Genomic DNA, 18,760 nt, shown 5'->3' with positions numbered 1-18,760 from the left:
ATGGAAGGAAATCTTTTCTATCAAGCATTTGTCTATCTTTCAGCAGCAGTGGTTGCTGTTCCATTAGCGAAGAAATTAGGACTAGGTTCAGTATTGGGGTATTTGATAGCAGGTATTTTAATTGGGCCGTATGTATTAGAACTTGTCGGTGAAGAAGGGCAAGATGTCATGCACTTTGCAGAGTTTGGAGTTGTGATGATGCTCTTTCTTGTTGGTTTAGAATTACAACCATCTATTCTCTGGAAGTTACGAGCCCCTATTTTGGGACTTGGAGGCCTTCAAGTTTTAGTCACAGCAGCAGTTGTAGCAGCTATTGTAATAGTTTCTACTTCATTAGAATGGCAGATTGCAGTTGCAATAGGTCTTACTTTGGCATTATCTTCAACTGCTATTGTCCTTCAGACTTTAAATGAAAAAGGGCTAATGAAGACCGAAGGTGGCCAGAATGCTTTCTCCGTTTTATTGATGCAAGACATTGCTGTTATCCCAATTCTTGCTTTTTTCCCATTATTAGCCACACAAGAAATAGATCAGAGTGCAGGCGGACATGAAAGCCATAATTTTATTGAAAGCTATCCGATATGGGCACAGACACTTATAATTTGTGCTGTTATTGCTTCAATTATTCTTGCGGGCAGATATCTTCTGAGTTACATTTTCCGACTAATTGCAGAAACAAAACTCAGAGAACTTTTTACAGCAGCTTCACTGCTCTTGGTTATTGGAATAACCTTACTGATGACTTCGGTAGGACTGAGCCCTGCACTCGGTACATTTGTCGCAGGTGTTGTTTTGGCACAAAGTGAGTATAGGCATGAACTAGAAACAGATATTGAACCATTTAAAGGACTGCTGCTAGGGCTGTTTTTCATAGCGGTTGGTGCTTCTATAGATTTTAATCTGATCTATGAACATCCAGCTTTGATCACAGAAATAGTTTTAGGACTAATTATAGTGAAGTTAGCTATCCTCGTGATTATCGGAAAAATATTCGGCATGAAACAGGATAACAATCTGATGTTTGCTTTTTCCTTGGCTCAAGGAGGTGAGTTCGCATTTGTTCTCCTTTCTTATGCTTTGCAAAATGGAGTGATGACAAAAGAGGTTTCGGATCCACTTATTGCTTCTGTTGCAATCTCAATGGCTTTAACTCCATTACTTATGTTGTTCAATGAAAAGTTAATTCAACCAAGATTTGGGACTAAGGAAAAAACGAAACGAAAGCAAGATGAGGTAGAGGAAAATAATAGTGTAATCATTGCTGGTTTTGGAAGGTACGGAAGTATTATTGGTAGATTTCTACAAGCCAATGGTATACAAGCAACTTATTTAGATTTAGATCCTAATAACGTAGATCGTTTAAGGAAATTTGGTTTGAAGGTATTCTATGGAGATGCATCGAGACATGATCTTTTACATGCAGCAAAAGCAGATGAAGCAAAGTTACTAATAGTGGCGGTAGATAAACCCGATAAGTCATTGGAAATTATTGAGACAGCCGAAAAACATTTTCCTCACTTAAAAATTATGGTAAGGACTCAAAACTGGTCTGACCACTACGAGATGTTAGAAAAAGATTTATTTGGGGTGTACAGAGAGTTTTCAGATACAGCGCTCAGAATGGGAGCAGATGCTTTAGGCTTTATGGGACATCGAAAATATCAAGTCCAAAGGTCACTCAAAAAATTTCGAAAGCATGATGAAAATTTCTTAAGAGAATTAGCAAAATCTCGTCATGAAGAGAAGAATCTTTTACAGCATGGTAAACGAGGAATGGAATCTATAGAAGTGTTGATGCTTGAAGATATGACGAAGGAGTCTTTATCGAAGGACTTTGGTTGGGAAAGTAATTCAATTAAACAAGATGATCTTTTTAAGAATCTTGAAAAATAGCTATTAACTATTTTATCTAAGATTTGTGGTACTTTATATTGGTATCCAAGTTTACAAAAAAGAAACCCTGGTATCCATTTTAGATACTAGGGTTTCTTAACGCTTAGTTGTTATAAATAAAAATCACAAACTAGGTCAAATCATAAATTATCGGACTATAAAGTTTTCACGTATAATCCCCTCAGCATTTTCAAGGTTGATAATATACATTCCTTTTTTGAAATCAGCTACGTTTAAAGAAAAGACTCCATTACGGATTTTTCCAGATTTAACTTCTTGTCCTGAAAGAGAGTAGATTTTGTAAACTGTATCTGTATGATCACTTAAGCTCAGATGTAAAGTTTCAGATACAGGGTTCGGATAAATTCTAATAGAGTTATCTTTTTCTTCAAAAGAAGTTTGAGACAACCTACTATTTCCATTTCCAGAATTTATCAATTTAAATTGTTGATTAAAGTTATTATTTGGAGCCCATTGATAGATATTGGCTCCATTTCCTGTTGCATTTACTCCTCCTTGAATATCTAATGCTTTTCCACTGTGTTTTGAAACGATCTGATACCAACCACTACCTTTATCCACAAATTTCCAAAGCTGGTTATCATTTCCTGTATAGTTCCATTGGTGTATATTTCCGCCGTTTGATGTAGACCAATTTGAGACATCAAGGGCTTTATTACTGTTTAGGTTAATGATCTTATACCATTCACCACTTACTTTGGTAATTTGCCATTGTTTATGATTTCCTGATTGACCTTGCCATTGTTGTACATTACCTCCGTTAGCAGTTGAACTTGCTTGAACTTCAACAAACTTATTACTGTGTCTGATTTGTAAAAAGTACGTACCGTTAGAAATACTTCCTCCTGTATCATTTCCATCACAACCTTGAACATTAAGTGTACTATTTCCATTATTGTACACAATCAGATCATTTTTCCAGCGGCATTCTCCTGTAACTTTTAATGTTCCATTATTTAGTGTTTCAGTTCTACGACCAAGTTGGTACATATGCGATTGCTGTGCACCTGACTTTGTTTCTCTTGTAAATGTGCCTTGAAACTCTACATTAATCGTCACTGGATCAGTACCATTTCTTCTGGCCCAAGATACAACACCTTGGTTATAGTCCGTTCCATTGTAAGCATCAATGACTTTTACATTTCTGATGATACATGTATGGTTATTAAAATCATCATAACCCCATGCAATTTGTAATGGACCACCGTTTTTATTGTGAACAATAGTTGTGTTTTCTACTAACTTACATTCTGAAAGATAAAGAGCATCATCATGTGTGTCGATGTAGCAATTTTTCACTGTAACTTTTCCTCGTCCTCCATGTACACCATCAGTTGTATGACGTTCTCTGTTATCAATAATTCTACAATGGTCTACAGTTACATTTCCGAAGCCAGCACTAATATGAAATTTATCAGGATTTAAACTCTTGAGGTCATGAATGTAAACATCAGGAGATTTATCACAACGAATTGCAGAATGTTGACGAGCTTCGGTAGTCCCTTGTTCGTGCCACTTAGTTTCACCAGTTCCTGTGATCACAGAAGTATTCCAGTTTTTTCCCATAATCTCAATAGGTCGAGTTCTGGTAGGCATATAAAAGCTACCCGTAATAGTTACGTTAGCATTAATGACAATTTTGTTCCAACTATCTGGTACCTCAAATTGAGAACCAATTGTTTTATTAGCTGTGTAAGTAGCTACTCCATTTACTACTGTAGGATTTTGAGCGCTTGCCTTGAAAGCAAAAGCCATAAAAAGTAATAGTGCGAAGAAATAATTTAATGTAAATTTTAGCATTTTAGATGTGTTTTGAGCTAAACCTCAATGATGAATACATGAGGGCTAGTTTTTAGTGTGTACATTGATTAAATGATTCCATCAAAAAGTCTTTGAGAAATATGCTAAAGCATCTTTTCCTCATAAACCATAGTGTTTGATTTGACCTAGTTTTGTGATGAAAGTGATTGAATACCAGTTTGTATATTCAATTCAAACTATTGTTTAATTGGTGTTCTAATAATGCTAATATCTGATAGGCCTAGAAGTATGGAGTAGTTCAAAATCGTTTATTCGTTAATGAAATGTAATAAAAACACTAATGAACAATCATTGAAATCAAAAGGGAAAAAAAAGGGTTATTGAGACTTTGAGAATATGGATTTTTAGGAAATTGAGATAATTATTCAAAAGTTTGAAATAGTAAATGGAGTAATGTGTAAAGTATTCAATATGTTGATATTGTGATTATATGACTGGTGAATTTACAGAATTTAGAAAGCAATAAAGCCCTTTCCAATGCTGTGGAAAAGGGCTTTGATTTATGTAAAAATGTGGTCTATGAAATTCTAATTGCTATTATTTACCTAAAGTTTGAATCTTAATCTGTAATCCAGAGAAGTTCTCGTTTCCTGAAGCTATTTGAATTTCTAGTGCTTTTTGATACTCGTTAAAAGCCAATTGATCTAAACCGTAAAGCGCAAAATAATCACCTTTCAATTCTCGGTTTTGAGCCGTTTCTTTCGCACTGATAGATTGTTCAATCCAAATGTAAGCCTCTGACATATTTTCAAGATCATTCAAACATATTTGAGCTGCTTCAAATGGTGTATTCCAGTCTGAACTGTTAGCAGTAGCAACTTTATTTTTTAAGTTTTCGTATTTGCTGATTTTGTCGTTGTATAAATCGTTAGATGCAAATGCAGAAAAACTGATAGAAATAAGGGTGATAAGGGCAAAAACTGTTTTCATGATCTTAAGTTTTAAAACGTCTTTATAAGTTATTTTGAACACTGAATCTGAATATTTTATCTAAATAGTTAAGTCTTCTTTGACACTGAATTTGAAGACTAAATATGAACACTGAATCATTACTTCTGTACCGTTGTGGTACGCTTAGATAAAATGCCAAAGCTGTGCCATTAAATTGTAATGTGTTGAAATACAGGTTTGTATTTAGGTGTTGAGCATTTTTATACATAAAAAAGGTATTCGAAAAAGATACACTATTGTACGGAATCGGACGGGAGATGAGATACTTTTGATGATAATCTTTAGATTTGATAGACAACCTTTTTTACTTTTTAAAACAGGCTGACAAATCAATAATACTTTACGACAATTGAATTAGCTTATATGAGGTTATCTTCAGACAGATCAATCTTTTGAATTATGAAAAACAGATTAACAAGTAAACTTCCAATATTTCTGTCAGTCGGGATATTAATATGTTTTAGTGCATGGAAAAGCATAAATACTAATGATGCAAGTCTTATTGAAAGGCCTAATTTTATTTTTATAGCAGTTGATGACTTGAATAGTTACAATTCAGTTTTGGGAGATATTCCGAGTAATTTTTTACAAAAAGTTTATCCAGATGCTGAGTCAAGAAAAGAAGTATTGGAACGCTTAACTCCAAACATGGATAAATTAGCATCCCAAGCAATCACTTTTACTAGAGCTTACAGCCCATCACCACTTTGTGGGCCTTCTCGTACTGCAACTCTTACTGGAGTTCCAACACATGTATCGGGCTATTATGAACATGATCGTCATTTTAGGGCCTATAAAAGTTTAACTAAAGTAAAAACATTACCACAATATTTGAGAGAGCAAGGGTATTTTACCACAGGGATAGGTAAGGTGTTTCATAAAGGGCGAGCTTATTTGGATAGAGGGTACTTTAGCGATTGGCCAGATCAATTATACTCATGGTCAGAATGGATAAATACCAATGTAGGAACAGGGAGAGGCAGTAATTCACCCCTAGAAGAAAAGGAGGAAATATCGAAATACTGGAAACAAGGAAATAAAACGAAAAAGGATTTCAGACGATTTGGAACGAGTAATGTACCTGTTGAACAAACGTGGGACTATCTGAACGCAAAACATATTTCAGATTTGATTTTGAAAGGGCATTCGACACGTAGAGATAATAGTGGAGAACTTAAAAAAATTGTATTGCCCAAAGATCAGCCATATTTTTTGGCTTGTGGTTTATTTGCTCCTCATTTACCTTGGGTTACTCCCAAAGAATTTGCTGATCTTTTTCCACAAGAAGAAATGGAGTTGGATGAAGCTTTGATAGAAGATTTACAAAAGGATTTAGATGATCTTTCTAAAACAGGGAAAAGAGTTACTCAAAATACTGCTTTCAAAAAACTTCTTCAATATGGAATAGAGCTTGATGGAAAAGGAGGAGACTTGAATGCTTGGAAAGCAGCATTCCAAGCTTACCTGGCCACCATTGCATATAGTGACCGAAACATAGGAGTGTTGTTGGATGCGATTAATAGGAATCCATCTAAAGAGAATACAATCGTTGTACTTTGGAGTGATCATGGTTATCATTTGGGTGATAAAATGAGAAAGGGAAAAACTACGCTGTGGGAAGCAGCAAACCGATGTAATCTTATGATTTTAGATCCTAGGGCTAAATCTAAAAGTCAATATCAAGAAACAGATGCATTAGTAAGTTTACAGGATATTTACCCAACTATTTGTTCACTTGCAGGATTGGAAAAACCGTCACATGTAGCTGGGAATGATTTAAGTTCTTTACTTGAAAATCCAAAAAAAAGCTGGGAGTATATGGTTTTAAATACCTATCAAGAAGGTAATCATGCGCTGAGAAGTGACCAATTTAGGTATATAGAGTTTAAGAATGGCGATCAAGAACTTTATGATATGAAAAATGACCCTTTTGAGATAAGAAATCTTGTAGAAGAAGAGGGTTTTAAGGAGACCGTAATTGAAATGAAAGAAGCACTATCAAAAAGGCTCAAGTTTTATAACCAAAAGAAGTCTGAAAAAACGCTTACAAATTAGTTGATGTTTTAATCAATACATAACGAAAGATATGATTAAAAGTAAGGCTAAACCATTAAAAAAGGCTTTTCTTGAAGTTAAGAAAAGCCTTTTTCATCACTTTGAATAATCGTATTATTTGGAGTTTTGTTCTTTTTTCATTTCAAGGATTTTTTGACCTATTTGAAGTATACTATCCATTTGTGTTCTTAATTGATTTGCAATACCCATGTTTTCTGGTTTGTACACATTATGGAATTCATAAGGGTCAATTGCAGTATGATACAACTGACTTTTTTCTGCATTTTCTATTAATCGCCATTCATTGGTTTTTATGGTATGTGTATCTCGATAGGTTGACATGATAGGATGATTCCAAGACTGATCTTCAGGATTTTGTAATAAGTTAGTAATGCTACGACCTTCAATGTCTTTCTTTTCTTCTATTCCACATAATTCTACGAGGGTAGGGTAGATGTCTTGAAGACTGACTACCTTTTTACATATTTTCCCATTTCCTTCTGCACTTGGGTCATAAATAATCAGACTTGTTCTATGTGCTAAATCAAAAACAGCATGTTTACTGAAACGGTCTTTTTCACCCAAATGCCAGCCATGATCACCGAAAAAGACAACAATAGTATTTTCTTTTGCAGTACTATTTTCTAGTGCATCAAGCATTAAACCAACATTGTAATCGGCATAAGCAAGATTAGCAAGGTAAGCATGGAGAGCTTCTTTATACTTATCCGCTTTAATTACCTCATCATAATGATTGGTTCCATTGTATTTAATTGGAATGTCTTCAGCATCATTGGCTAAATAACCAATTGGTGTTTTTAATGTATCTGCATCAAATAAATCGAAAAATGATTTATGAGCATTCCAAGGTAAGTGAGGTCTGAATAATCCTGGAGCAATAAAGAAAGGTTGATCTTTATCGTAGTTCTGTATAAAACTTGCAACACTTTGGGCATTTTGTGTATCACTTGACTCCTCAAGAGGAAAATCTCCAGCACTCCAAGAAAATGCCTTACTTCCTAATGATCGCCATTTGTAAAATTTACCACCATGGCTACCCGATTGATTCGTATTTAATTCTGACCAATTTTCAGGATCTGTTTTGCTAATACCCATAGCACCTGGGTGATAAATTTTTCCTACGGCATAGCTGTAATATCCATTTTGTGTAAAGTATTGATTAAGCGTTACCGTATTTTCTAAATTCTTTTTTTCTCGAATATACCCTGTTGCATTACTGACAATTCCTGTTGTTGCAGGCCTTAATCCTGACATTAGTGCATTACGTGAAGGATTACAAACAGGTGAAGAAGCATGAGCATCTGAGAATAGTACTCCTTTTCTGGCTAGTTTATCCAGGTTCGGTGTGTATGATTGTGGATAATAACCCAACTCTTTTAACCAATGATTGAAATCGTCAGCAATGATTAGAAGCACATTCTTTGGTTTAGGATTTTCTTCAGCGAGTGCTTGGAAGGGAATCATTCCACTTAATACTAAAAGAATTATCAAAAATTGATGCTTATATTTTTTATTCATTTTGCTAGTCTATGTTTTAAAATGATAGTTTATAGTGAACCTGCATCAATATTACTTTCATTGATTAAAGTGTATGATTTAACTGTACAAAAAATGAGGATAAATAGACATTTGATATGCCTTATTCTCAAAAGGACACTTTTTTTACACAAAATGAACAAAAATTCCATTTAAAATCAGAGTCCACGATGAATGCTTCAATCAAACAAATTATAAAGTTCTAAAAACTCATGGTGAATTTTGTGTAAATATCATAAATACAGTTGTTTATATGTGTTTTACGTAGTAGCAATTCTTCAGTGTATATTTCACATTTGTCCTTAAAATTTGTCTCAAAGGTTAAAAGCCAAAGATGATATTTTAACTTCTAAGACTTAATCCTAAATTCAAAATCAAATACAAGAGACTCCTTGTATATCACAAATTGATCAATGAGTTAATCTTTTGGAATATCAATTGAATGGATATGAATTTTTCAATAATTAAACGAACGATGACACAATGGACGCTATTGCTTTTAGCTGGCTCTAGTATCCTAGGTTGTCAGAAGACTTCCGAAAAGGAAAGTGTTACAGTCGATAAACCTAATGTTATATATATATTAGTTGATGATTTAGGTTTTGGAGATTTAACTACCTTCACACCATCGCAGCAAACTTTGACTACACCAAATATTTCAAAGCTTGCAAGTGAAGGAATGAAGTTTACTAATCATTATGCTGGAAACTCTGTGTGTGGACCTTCAAGAGCTACACTTCTGACAGGGAAACACAACGGACATAATTCTGTTAGAGGAAATCATCCAGACCAAGTTCAACTTTTAGGTGATGATGAGTTAACTGTGGCAAAGGTATTCCAAAAGGCAGGGTATGTTACTGGAAATATAGGGAAATGGGGAGTTGGTCATCCGCCACCAGTAGATGATCCAAAACGTAAAGGTTTTGATTATTTCTATGGATATATAAATATGTGGCATGCACATAATGCTTTTCCCGAGTTTTTATACAGAAATGGTGAAAAGGAAGCTATCCCTGAAAACAAATTACAATTAGTTGATGGGAAAAATCCATGGGCACATAAACCTGAAGGTTGTGGAGTTGCAGGTGTAGCAGTCAAACATTCACATAAATTGTTTGAAGCAGATGCGCTCAAATTTATTTCAGATAATAAGAAAAATCCATTCTTTTTATATTTGGCACTAACTGCTCCTCATGCAAATAATGAGAAGTTTCCTGATGGAATGGAAGTTGAAAGCTGGGGAGAATATGCAGATAAAGATTGGCCAGATCCAGAAAAAGGATTTGCTCAGAATGTACGATATATAGATAATACTATAGGTTCAGTTATGTCACACTTAAAAAAGGAAGGCATTGCTGATAATACCCTTGTCATTTTTGCGAGTGATAATGGACCTCATGGCGAAGGTGGACACAGAGTTGGTTTCTTTGATTCCAACGGTGAACTAAGAGGTCAAAAAAGAGATATGTATGAAGGAGGGGTCAGAATTCCTATGATAGCACATTGGCCAAACAAAGTTCAAGCAGGAACAAGTACGTCTTTAACTTCTGGTTTCTTGGATGTATTGCCTACAGTTTGTGAGATCACATCACAAGATGTGCCAAGCGATGTAGATGGTATTTCATTCTTACCAACGCTTTTAGGAAACTCAGAATCTCAGAAAAAGCATAATTACTTGTATTGGGAATTCTATGAACAAGGAGGGAAGCAGGCTATTCTTAAGGATAATTGGAAAGCTGTTAAACTCAATGTAAGAGATAGTAAAAAGCCTGTAAAATTTGAGTTATATAACTTGAATGAAGACTTATCAGAAAAGAATGATGTAGCTGCTCTGTATCCAGAAAAAGTGGAAATGTTTGAGAAGTTATTCCAAGAGGCTCATGTTCCTTTTTCAGTAACATCGCTATTCTCAGATGAAGAGAATGTAGAAGTAGCATTTTAGGAGATCAGCCTTGATCCATTAAAATATTTTTGAGGGAAAACATCGTGGGGCGTTCTACCTACTACGCTCCCGATGTTCAAAAAATCATAAAATGAAATTATTAAAAGCAAGCAGTGTATTCCTCATGCTAGGAATGTCACTATGGAGCTGTACACCCAAAAATAACGGTGAGAAAACTGCCCTTGCAGATGTACAGTCAGTGTCTAATGAGAAAAATAGTTTAATCAAAGAAGTAGCTGCTACTCCTCCAATGGGTTGGAATAGTTTTGATGCTTACGATTGTCGTATCAATGAAAAAGAATACCTTGAAACGGTAGATTTTATGGCTGAAAATCTGCTAGATGCAGGTTGGGAATATGCTGTAATTGATTACGTATGGTTTAATCATGAGCCAGGAAATTGGAATAATCCTAAACGTCGTTTTGGTCACCCTGATGTTCGTTTAGATAAAGATGGTGTGCCAATCGATAAGCTTGTGATGGATGAGTATGGGCGTCTTTTGCCTTCAGAAGAAAGATTCCCTTCTGCAAAGAATGGAGTTGGCTTTAAGAAATTGGCAGAGTACGTTCATAGTAAAGGGATGAAATTTGGTATTCATATCATGCGTGGAATTCCAAGAGAAGCTTATTATAATGAACTTCCAATCAAAGGAACAAAATACACTGCAAAAGACATCGGAGAACCATGGGATACGTGCCCTTGGCAAAATAATATGTTTGGTGTAGACCCAACAAAACCAGGTGCTCAAGAATATTATAATTCAATCTTTGAGCTATATGCAGAATGGGGAGTAGACTTTATCAAGGCAGATGATATGATGGTTCCTCCTTACCATAAAGGAGAGATCGAAATGATGCGTAAAGCAATTGATAATTCTGGTCGTCCTATGGTATTGAGTTTATCCTGTGGAGAAGCACCTCTTTCAAGAGCAAATCATTTGGCTGAGAATGCTAACATGTGGCGTATTTCTGCCGATTTCTGGGACAAATGGTCTTCATTAGAGCATAACTTTGAACTATTAGAAGAATGGTCATCTCACATTCAACCTCACCATTGGCCTGATGGTGATATGCTTCCAATTGGACATCTATCGATGAATGGAAGACCTCACGGACCAGATAGAATGTCTCAGTTTACTAAGCCGGAGCATTACACACTATTGACGCTTTGGAGTATTGTACGTTCGCCTTTAATGATGGGAGGTGATCTGATGACAACAGAGCAATGGGTAATTGACATGTTGAAAAACAAAGATGTGTATTATATCAATCAACATTCAACCGATAATAGACAGGTTTATCGAAAAGAAAATGCAGCCTGTTGGATTGCTAAAGATGAAAAATCAGAAGACCGTTTTGTTGCTTTATTCAACTTGAAGGATAAAACATCTAAGGTTAACTTTGATGCAGAATATGAATACATGCGTGAGCTTTATAATGTCACTGATATCTGGACAGGTGAGTCTGTTGGGCAAGTAGAAGGTACATTGGAGGTGACAATACCTGCTCATGGGGCTCGTCTATTTAGATTCTCAGAGGTTTCTAAAGATCTAGCAAATAAATAAAAAGTGAATTGTTTAGTCATAGTCACATTTTGACTTTTAGACTGTCTCATAAATAATGAGGCAGTCTTTTTTTATATTATAACTAGGTGTGGTGTTTAACTATAATAAACTGCAAGGTGTTGGATATCAAGATTATTGTTTTGAACATGTGAACCACCCTAAACAGTATTATTCAACCATTTTTAAGAAAGAGAGTACTTAATGAACATAAACGAAGCTACCTATGAATCAGACCAAAATCCTTTTCACTATTTTTCTATTATTATTTTCTTCTTGCTTGAGTAGCTACAATTCTGTGAAAGAGTTTGTAATGGAACTTGATGGTAAAAACGTTTATAGGTTTACTTTACAAAATAAGTCTGGTGCAAAGCTTATTCTTACCAATTATGGGGCTACGATTACCGAGTTGTGGATGCCAGATAAGAAAGGAAATTTTGATAATGTCGTATTAGGATTTACTGATGTTACGAAATATAGGGATACCACTTATTTAAATGAAAATCTGTATTTAGGAGCTACAATTGGCCGATATGCCAATCGGATAAAGGATGCTAACTTTGTCCTTGATAAACAGCGTTATGCGCTAACAAAAAATGCAGGTCTTAACCATACGCATGGAGGTAAGAAAGGGTTTGATAAATCAGTTTGGGATTGGGCTTTAGATGAACAAAATAATAAGGTCGAATTTAAATACAAAAGTGGACACTTGGAGGAAGGCTATCCTGGAAATGTGGATGTGGCAGTTCATTTTAAACTTACAGATGACAATCAAGTGGAAATAGAATATTTTGCCTCGACAGATCAGCGTACTCATCTAAATCTAACAAATCATTCATATTTCAACCTAAACTCATCCAATCATTTGAGTATCACAAAGCATTTTTTAGAATTAAATTGTGATCGATATTTACCTGTAGATCGTACCCTAGTTCCATTAGGTGAAATAAATGAAGTGAATGACACTCCTTTCGATTTCCGAGAGATAAAAGAGATTGGTGCAGAAATCAATCTTGATCATCAGCAATTAAAATTGGCGAGGGGTTATGATCATTGTTGGGTTAAAAATGATGTTGACCAAGGTACTTTCTCAAAAATAGGAACCCTCATAGAAACTATGTCAGGAAGAAAAATGGATATTCTGACTACGGAACCCAGCTTACAGTTTTATTCTGGAAATTTTCTTAAAGGAAATATGGGTGATCAAGACCGGCTTTTTGATTTTCGAAGTGGTTTGTGTTTAGAGACTGGACATTTTCCTGACTCTCCAAATCAAAGCCATTTTCCTTCCACAATACTTAATTCTGATGACCGATTTTATTCTAAAACAGTGTATCAATTTTCAGTAATTCAAAACGGTGTAAACTAAGTTTTACAATAGTAAAACGAGATTATTTCCTTCACCCATTCATGGGTTGATGAATAAGTTGGTTGGCGGGTTTTGAAATATTGAGACTGAAATACACTATATAAATAAGTGGCATATAATCCGAAAATTGACACATTTACATTAGGGTTTGGTATTTATACTATCAGCTAGAAGTTTGGTAAAAGTACTGAAAATAGTAGATTGATTGGAGCGTAAATGATTTACTTATTTTTAAAATAAATGGACTATCATAGTTAGTATGATAGCCCAATTAGTATGTTTGTCAGTTTGGATTATTGAGTTTTTATTTCATTCTCTTTTTCAACTAAAATACGCTCGAATTCTTCAATTTTTTCAGGGTATTTATCAGCCAAGTTTCTAGATTCACCTATATCTTCAGCCAGATTAAAAAGCCATGCTTGTTTATTGTTAGCATTATTTTTTCTTCTTGACGAAGCCTTTTCTCTAAGGTATTTCCAATTTCCTTTTCGAAGTCCTGCAAGCTCTTTTCCTATGTTATAGAAATAAATTTCTCTGTCAATGTGGTCATCTTTTCCCATCAAAAATTGAGATATATCCAAACCATCTAAGGCTCTGTTGGGTAAGTTAGCTTTTGTAAACTGAGCTAAAGTTGGAAAAATATCCATATTACTCACAATCTCATTAAGCTCAATACCTCCATCTATTTTTCCTTTCCAATACACTAAGGCGGGTACTCTAATTCCACCTTCAAAATTGGTGAATTTTCCATCTCTTAAAGGTAAAGCGGAACCTGCATGATCGCCATAACCTAACCAAGGACCATTATCTGATGTATAGATTATGATTGTATTTTCCTCTAGTTTATTTTCTTTTAAATACTTTCTCAATCTTCCAATATTCCAATCAATCTCTTCTATAACATCACCATAAAGTCCTCTTTCACTTTTTCCACTAAATTGCTCAGAAGCGAAAAGAGGAACATGAGGCATAGCTGGCGTGAGGTATACAAAAAAAGGACTGTCTTTTTTATTCTTCTCGATAAACTGAAGAGTTCTATCAAAATAGCGTTTAGTAAGTGAGCTTTGTTGGGCAGGGTATTCCACGATTTGATTTCCTTCCATCAAAGGCACAAGTTCTTTTATTCCTTGCTTTTTGATTTCTTCTCGGCTGTGAGATTTAACATACTTCTGATCACTTTGAGCTTTCTCTAGCGTATATCCATCATAAAACTTGACGGTATCAGAAAACTTTTGCTTGGCGCCTATGTACATATCATTACTATAAGGAACACCAAAATATTCATCAAATCCTTGGCCTGTAGGAAGTGTTTCATCAAAATCTCCTAAGTGCCATTTACCGAATGAAGCTGTAGCATAACCTGATGATTTTAATACTTCAGCTATAGTTATTTCAGATGGATTCATCCCTTTGGCATCGGGAAAAAATACCCCTCCGACACCATTTCTACTAGCTCTTCGGCCTGTCAGTAAGGCTGCTCTGGAAGCACTACATACAGATGAGGCTACATAAAAATTTGTTAGCTTAATTCCTTCTTCTGCAATTTGATCAAGCTGAGGAGTTTTGATAAGTGGAGAACCATAACAACCCAAATCTTGGTAACCTTGATCGTCAGTGTAGATCAAGATAATATTAGGTTGTTTATTTTCGTTAGCTGATATCTTATTAGAGGTAGTGCAGGCACTAATTACTGCTAGAAGAATTGGAAAAAATAGATGCCTCATTTTGTATGCTTATATTTTGACAAACTAAAAATAGTGTAATTCAAAGTTAATCGAATGATAAAAACTTAATAAGTCATATCGTTCCAATACTTCATCTTTCTGTACATTTCAGCAATCTTTCGATGATTAATTGTAACTGAAATAGCCCAATAATTTCTTTTTTTTGCTACAAACTCTCACACTTTAATTTTGGCATAGATGAGGTGCCGTAACCAAGAGGTTATTTTTATGCTTTGTGAATGTTACTGAAATGAACAGATAAAAAATGATAAAATAGGTATCATAAATTAGCATTCAAGTATTTAATCGTATGTTGGGATGTAGGAAGCTATGAATGATTAAAAGATTAGTATGTTAACAGTTTCACAACAGAAAGCAATAGAGAACGTTTCAAGATTTGCCTTTGTAAATAAGCAGAAATATCAAGATCAAATAGATATGATTTTGTATCAATCTAATATTGATAAGGAAGTTTATTCTGAGTTTTGTTCTAACATTTTTAAGAATTCTTGTATTAATCTTCATTTCCATCCCGATAGATTAATCACTGAGAATTTATCTGTCGCAAAGAGTTTGAATCAAACAGGTATCTACAAAAACCAATATGAAACTAAAATTTCATCAGGAAGTGTAACCGCATTTGATGGAGGTTTTCGTGAGGAATGGGAAGAAAATATATTCTCTGATGCATACAAAAACACGCCTCCCAAAGAACGCCCTAAATATGGTGCTTTGAATTTGACTTTAACAAAGGATGGTGCCTCTCCGAGGTTTGGTTCGTGTTATTTTATTTTGAAACCCGAAGTCAAGAATCGAACTACATTCTCGTATGGAGATACTTATTTAGCTCCTAAAGAGATTGGTACAATTGAAAACTTTGAATTAATTACAGCTGCACTTTTTTATGAGCTTTTTACTAGAGGTACTGCTCTAGGAGATATCAATACTGATGTATTGAATTTTATGAATCAAGTAAATGAAAATATACCTTATTCATCAAATTTTGATAAGTACAAGAAAAATTCAAAGAATCTAGATTTCTATATTGAGACACAAGTTCATGGTGATATTTCACTTTCGAAAGATGTAATAGGTCTTGTGGTAGATCAATCATTTTTCAAAACAGAGATTGGTCAAGAATTAGAAGATTTGTGTGACAGATATAAAATACAATTAAACTGGAATGCTGGATTAGAATTAAAAGTCGAGGATTTTCCGAATAATTTTAGAGGTGCAGAAGTGCCAAATTATGCTGCTAAGTATGCAAAAGATGGCGTAATGAATGCTTATTTGATAGGACAGGTAGCCCACAAAATGGGAAAAAGTCATGAGGAATTACAGATGTTGAAATATTTATGGCATTGCCTTGTTCGCTTTGGTAGTGAAAAAAATTAGTAGCCATATTTCATAAATCTATCTTATAAATGCAAAACAGCCTAATTTCATCAATTTGAAATCAGGCTGTTTTGAGAGGCTTGAAGTTTTTATGGAGTTGTATTAGCTAGAATTTGAATTTTTCTTTGTATCTGACCAAAGTCTTCTGAGCCTTGAGAAATCAGCAAATCAATTGCAGCTTTGTAATTTTCAAATGCTTCTCTTTCCAACCCATGTAGAATTAAATAATCACCTTTAAGCTCAAGGTTTTGAGGAGTTACTTTTGCTTGAAGAGATTGTTCTAACCAACTATAGGCTTCAGACATTTTCTTTTTCTTTAGGATGTATATTTTTGCAGCTTTGAACGGCGTATTCCAATCAGACTTTTCAGCGGAAGCGACTTTTGCTTTCAATCGTTCGTAACGATTTTCTTCTTCAATAATATCTTTTACTGAGAAATTATTCTCAGCAAAAACAGATAAACTAACAGTTAATAAAGCAATAAGAGTAGCAATAACTTTTTTCATGGCAGTAGTAAAGTTGTAAGTAAAAATTTGGACACTGAATCATAAACAATTGTACTGAAGTAGTACGTTATAGAAAATGCCAAAGCTATGCCATGAAATTATAAGTTGCTTTTTATCAGGTGATTGTGTCTATTTTTGATTTGCTTTAACCATCTAATGGTATTCGAATTAGATACAGTCTTGAACGAAATTGAACACCAATCAACAGAAAATTAGTGTATTATATGCTGAAAGAAGAAAACCACCTACAACAGAAACAAGTTGTGAGGTGGATTCTTTTTCGTTTTCAATATTAAGTTATGAGTATAAAAAGTTTTTATTAATAGATAAACCCTACCCCCATTTCAAATTGATTGGGTGTTTCACCAGCACTTTCATATCTATTGTTTCTGAACTGATAATCAGCTTTGAATGTCCAGTTTTTCTTTGGTCTAAAGTTTAAACCAACAGAGATTACTTCAAGGTTATTTCCTACAAAATCAATATCATTTTTCACAAAGTAATCGTCTACTTTTTGGTGAGTGTTTACCACTTCATATCTCACAAAAAGTGGAAGTTTCTTTTCTGTATTCATTTTGAATAGGTCAAAAAGATCGTATCTGACTTCTCCATAATAACCCATCGTTTCGGCACCCAATACATAGCTAGACTGATTTATATCTGAACCATCACGTTGGATATTTTCTTTATAAAGATCTTCAGTACCCGATAACCATCCTTTCATGAACATACCGAAGAATGACCAAGGACCCTGTGTATATGCACCAACTGCAGTAAACATTCCTAAGTTAGACTCTAATTTTTGCCCTTGTTTACCTTCAAAAGAGAGTGTATTATTCATAGAAGCATCACCATAATAACCTGCTAATGCAAGAAGTACGTGATCTTCATGACCATACTGTAATTTACCATTCACAGCCCAACCACCAATGTCATCATGAAAAGGATTAGTTCTACCGTCTCTTACCCAAGTACCTGTACGGAAAGCCATGGCATCCATACCTTTAGTTACACCGGCATGGTATTCTAAGTCTTCAATGATGTTACCGTAAAAGTTAACCCCTAGCTCTAACCATTGAGTAGGAATTAATACACGTTCTACTTCAGGTCGATTTACAGTATAAAAAGCAATTGGTTCTTCATTTACATTGACAAAACCTAAACCAAGTGGGTAATTACCTACCCTTACATTGAAATATGGATTAAATAAATAGTCAAAAGAAAATTCTAGGCCGTAATCAAATTCTCCTTTGTTAAATCCATCATGCATAAACTCCATCTGAAGTTCTGACATTAAAATGAATTTGTCTGTAAAACGATATCCAAAGTAAGTACCAAAACGGTAGAGGTTTGTATAATACAATTCTAATTCTCCAGAAGATGTATTTTTAGGTCCTCCGTGATAGTTTACATAATTGATTTCTCCAAATCCGCTTATGGAATATCTTCGATCAGAAGAGAAGATTTTTGAAGATGCATTTGCAAACCCAGGTTGCTTAATATATTTCAATTCTTCAATTGCTCCTTTTTTAACTTCAGTGGAGTCACTTTCAATATCTTGGGCGTACAAGTTTAATGAGGTAAGGCTCAGTATCAGTATTAAAAATCTGACAATTTTCATACAGTCTAAGTTTGTTTGTGCGTGTTAATTAAAAGATGTTTCACAAAAGAGCATTCAAAATAATGTACACACAAGCTTCAATGCCAAACATAACCTAATGAAAATGGTGAATTGCTATTTTTTTAAAGAAGCATTTTTAATTTTAACCAAATATAAATTCATTAAATGAAAAAATATTAAAATTATAAAAAGAGCCTTAAAGTCATTAAAGCTCTTTTTTAAAGTCTTAGCTCGAAATATTAGGTTTGAATTCTAGAATGTTCATTCTTGAACACTCTGTATCTTTTTTGAGGAATCGGGAAAATAAGTAAGCTCAATTTTAGAGTTGTATCTTATAGTAGGCC

12 protein-coding genes are annotated in these 18,760 nt (G+C 34.4%); 6 read left to right on the top strand and 6 right to left on the bottom strand.

All coding sequences use genetic code 11. From position 1 onward, the window contains the following. Entirely contained in the window at positions 1 to 1,893 is a 1,893-nt protein-coding gene (locus BC781_RS22420) for a monovalent cation:proton antiporter-2 (CPA2) family protein (protein ID WP_170123110.1), read from the top strand. 147 nt (positions 1,894 to 2,040) lie between these two features. On the opposite strand, the gene BC781_RS22415 is transcribed toward BC781_RS22420, so the two are convergent. Continuing rightward, entirely contained in the window at positions 2,041 to 3,714 is a 1,674-nt protein-coding gene (locus BC781_RS22415) for an RICIN domain-containing protein (protein WP_109622185.1), read from the bottom strand. 558 nt (positions 3,715 to 4,272) lie between these two features. After that, positions 4,273 to 4,665, bottom strand: coding sequence for a hypothetical protein (locus tag BC781_RS22410; RefSeq protein WP_109622183.1), 393 nt, complete (start codon positions 4,663 to 4,665; stop codon positions 4,273 to 4,275). Between the two features lie 420 nt (positions 4,666 to 5,085). Here BC781_RS22410 and BC781_RS22405 point away from each other — a divergent pair, with 420 nt between their 5' ends. Further along, entirely contained in the window at positions 5,086 to 6,741 is a 1,656-nt protein-coding gene (locus tag BC781_RS22405) for a sulfatase (RefSeq protein WP_109622181.1), read from the top strand. 114 nt (positions 6,742 to 6,855) lie between these two features. Here the strand turns inward: BC781_RS22405 and BC781_RS22400 are convergent, their stop codons facing one another. Next, complete coding sequence (locus BC781_RS22400) at positions 6,856 to 8,280, bottom strand: sulfatase (RefSeq protein WP_109622179.1); 1,425 nt, start codon at positions 8,278 to 8,280, stop codon at positions 6,856 to 6,858. A gap of 466 nt (positions 8,281 to 8,746) precedes the next feature. Here BC781_RS22400 and BC781_RS22395 point away from each other — a divergent pair, with 466 nt between their 5' ends. The 3 genes from BC781_RS22395 (at position 8,747) to BC781_RS22385 (ending at position 13,170) form a co-directional block, all read left to right on the top strand. Then, positions 8,747 to 10,240 carry an arylsulfatase gene (locus BC781_RS22395; protein WP_211323946.1) on the top strand — a complete coding sequence of 498 codons (1,494 nt, stop codon included), beginning with the start codon at positions 8,747 to 8,749 and terminating at the stop codon, positions 10,238 to 10,240. 91 nt (positions 10,241 to 10,331) lie between these two features. After that, on the top strand, positions 10,332 to 11,804 hold the full coding sequence (locus BC781_RS22390) for a glycoside hydrolase family 27 protein (RefSeq protein ID WP_245935648.1): 1,473 nt from the start codon (positions 10,332 to 10,334) through the stop codon (positions 11,802 to 11,804). A 223-nt stretch (positions 11,805 to 12,027) separates the two neighbouring features. Continuing rightward, positions 12,028 to 13,170 carry an aldose epimerase family protein gene (locus BC781_RS22385; protein ID WP_109622175.1) on the top strand — a complete coding sequence of 381 codons (1,143 nt, stop codon included), beginning with the start codon at positions 12,028 to 12,030 and terminating at the stop codon, positions 13,168 to 13,170. A gap of 293 nt (positions 13,171 to 13,463) precedes the next feature. Here the strand turns inward: BC781_RS22385 and BC781_RS22380 are convergent, their stop codons facing one another. Continuing rightward, positions 13,464 to 14,894 (bottom strand): sulfatase family protein, encoded by a 1,431-nt coding sequence (locus BC781_RS22380; protein ID WP_109622174.1) that lies wholly within the window; start codon positions 14,892 to 14,894, stop codon positions 13,464 to 13,466. 351 nt (positions 14,895 to 15,245) lie between these two features. On the opposite strand from BC781_RS22380, the gene BC781_RS22375 reads away from it, so the two are divergent. Next, on the top strand, positions 15,246 to 16,289 hold the full coding sequence (locus BC781_RS22375; RefSeq protein WP_109622171.1) for a DUF3626 domain-containing protein: 1,044 nt from the start codon (positions 15,246 to 15,248) through the stop codon (positions 16,287 to 16,289). A gap of 89 nt (positions 16,290 to 16,378) precedes the next feature. Here the strand turns inward: BC781_RS22375 and BC781_RS22370 are convergent, their stop codons facing one another. Beyond that, positions 16,379 to 16,795, bottom strand: coding sequence for a tetratricopeptide repeat protein (locus BC781_RS22370; RefSeq protein ID WP_109622169.1), 417 nt, complete (start codon positions 16,793 to 16,795; stop codon positions 16,379 to 16,381). Between the two features lie 319 nt (positions 16,796 to 17,114). Further along, the gene (locus tag BC781_RS22365) at positions 17,115 to 18,416 is read right to left on the bottom strand and encodes a porin (protein ID WP_109622167.1); all 1,302 of its coding nucleotides are present in this window, start codon (positions 18,414 to 18,416) and stop codon (positions 17,115 to 17,117) included. Positions 18,417 to 18,760 lie beyond the last annotated feature (344 nt).

Source organism: Sediminitomix flava (genome assembly GCF_003149185.1).
In the GTDB taxonomy this organism is placed as follows: domain Bacteria; phylum Bacteroidota; class Bacteroidia; order Cytophagales; family Flammeovirgaceae; genus Sediminitomix; species Sediminitomix flava.
This window is presented reverse-complemented; position numbering and strand designations above follow the sequence as displayed.

Bases quoted from the DNA above. Each gene is read 5' to 3' on its own strand.
- BC781_RS22420 (WP_170123110.1), top strand. From the start codon at position 1: ATGGAAGGAAATCTTTTCTATCAAGCATTTGTCTATCTTTCAGCAGCA.
- BC781_RS22415 (WP_109622185.1), bottom strand. From the start codon at position 3,714: ATGCTAAAATTTACATTAAATTATTTCTTCGCACTATTACTTTTTATG.
- BC781_RS22410 (WP_109622183.1), bottom strand. From the start codon at position 4,665: ATGAAAACAGTTTTTGCCCTTATCACCCTTATTTCTATCAGTTTTTCT.
- BC781_RS22405 (WP_109622181.1), top strand. From the start codon at position 5,086: ATGAAAAACAGATTAACAAGTAAACTTCCAATATTTCTGTCAGTCGGG.
- BC781_RS22400 (WP_109622179.1), bottom strand. From the start codon at position 8,280: ATGAATAAAAAATATAAGCATCAATTTTTGATAATTCTTTTAGTATTA.
- BC781_RS22395 (WP_211323946.1), top strand. From the start codon at position 8,747: ATGAATTTTTCAATAATTAAACGAACGATGACACAATGGACGCTATTG.
- BC781_RS22390 (WP_245935648.1), top strand. From the start codon at position 10,332: ATGAAATTATTAAAAGCAAGCAGTGTATTCCTCATGCTAGGAATGTCA.
- BC781_RS22385 (WP_109622175.1), top strand. From the start codon at position 12,028: ATGAATCAGACCAAAATCCTTTTCACTATTTTTCTATTATTATTTTCT.
- BC781_RS22380 (WP_109622174.1), bottom strand. From the start codon at position 14,894: ATGAGGCATCTATTTTTTCCAATTCTTCTAGCAGTAATTAGTGCCTGC.
- BC781_RS22375 (WP_109622171.1), top strand. From the start codon at position 15,246: ATGTTAACAGTTTCACAACAGAAAGCAATAGAGAACGTTTCAAGATTT.
- BC781_RS22370 (WP_109622169.1), bottom strand. From the start codon at position 16,795: ATGAAAAAAGTTATTGCTACTCTTATTGCTTTATTAACTGTTAGTTTA.
- BC781_RS22365 (WP_109622167.1), bottom strand. From the start codon at position 18,416: ATGAAAATTGTCAGATTTTTAATACTGATACTGAGCCTTACCTCATTA.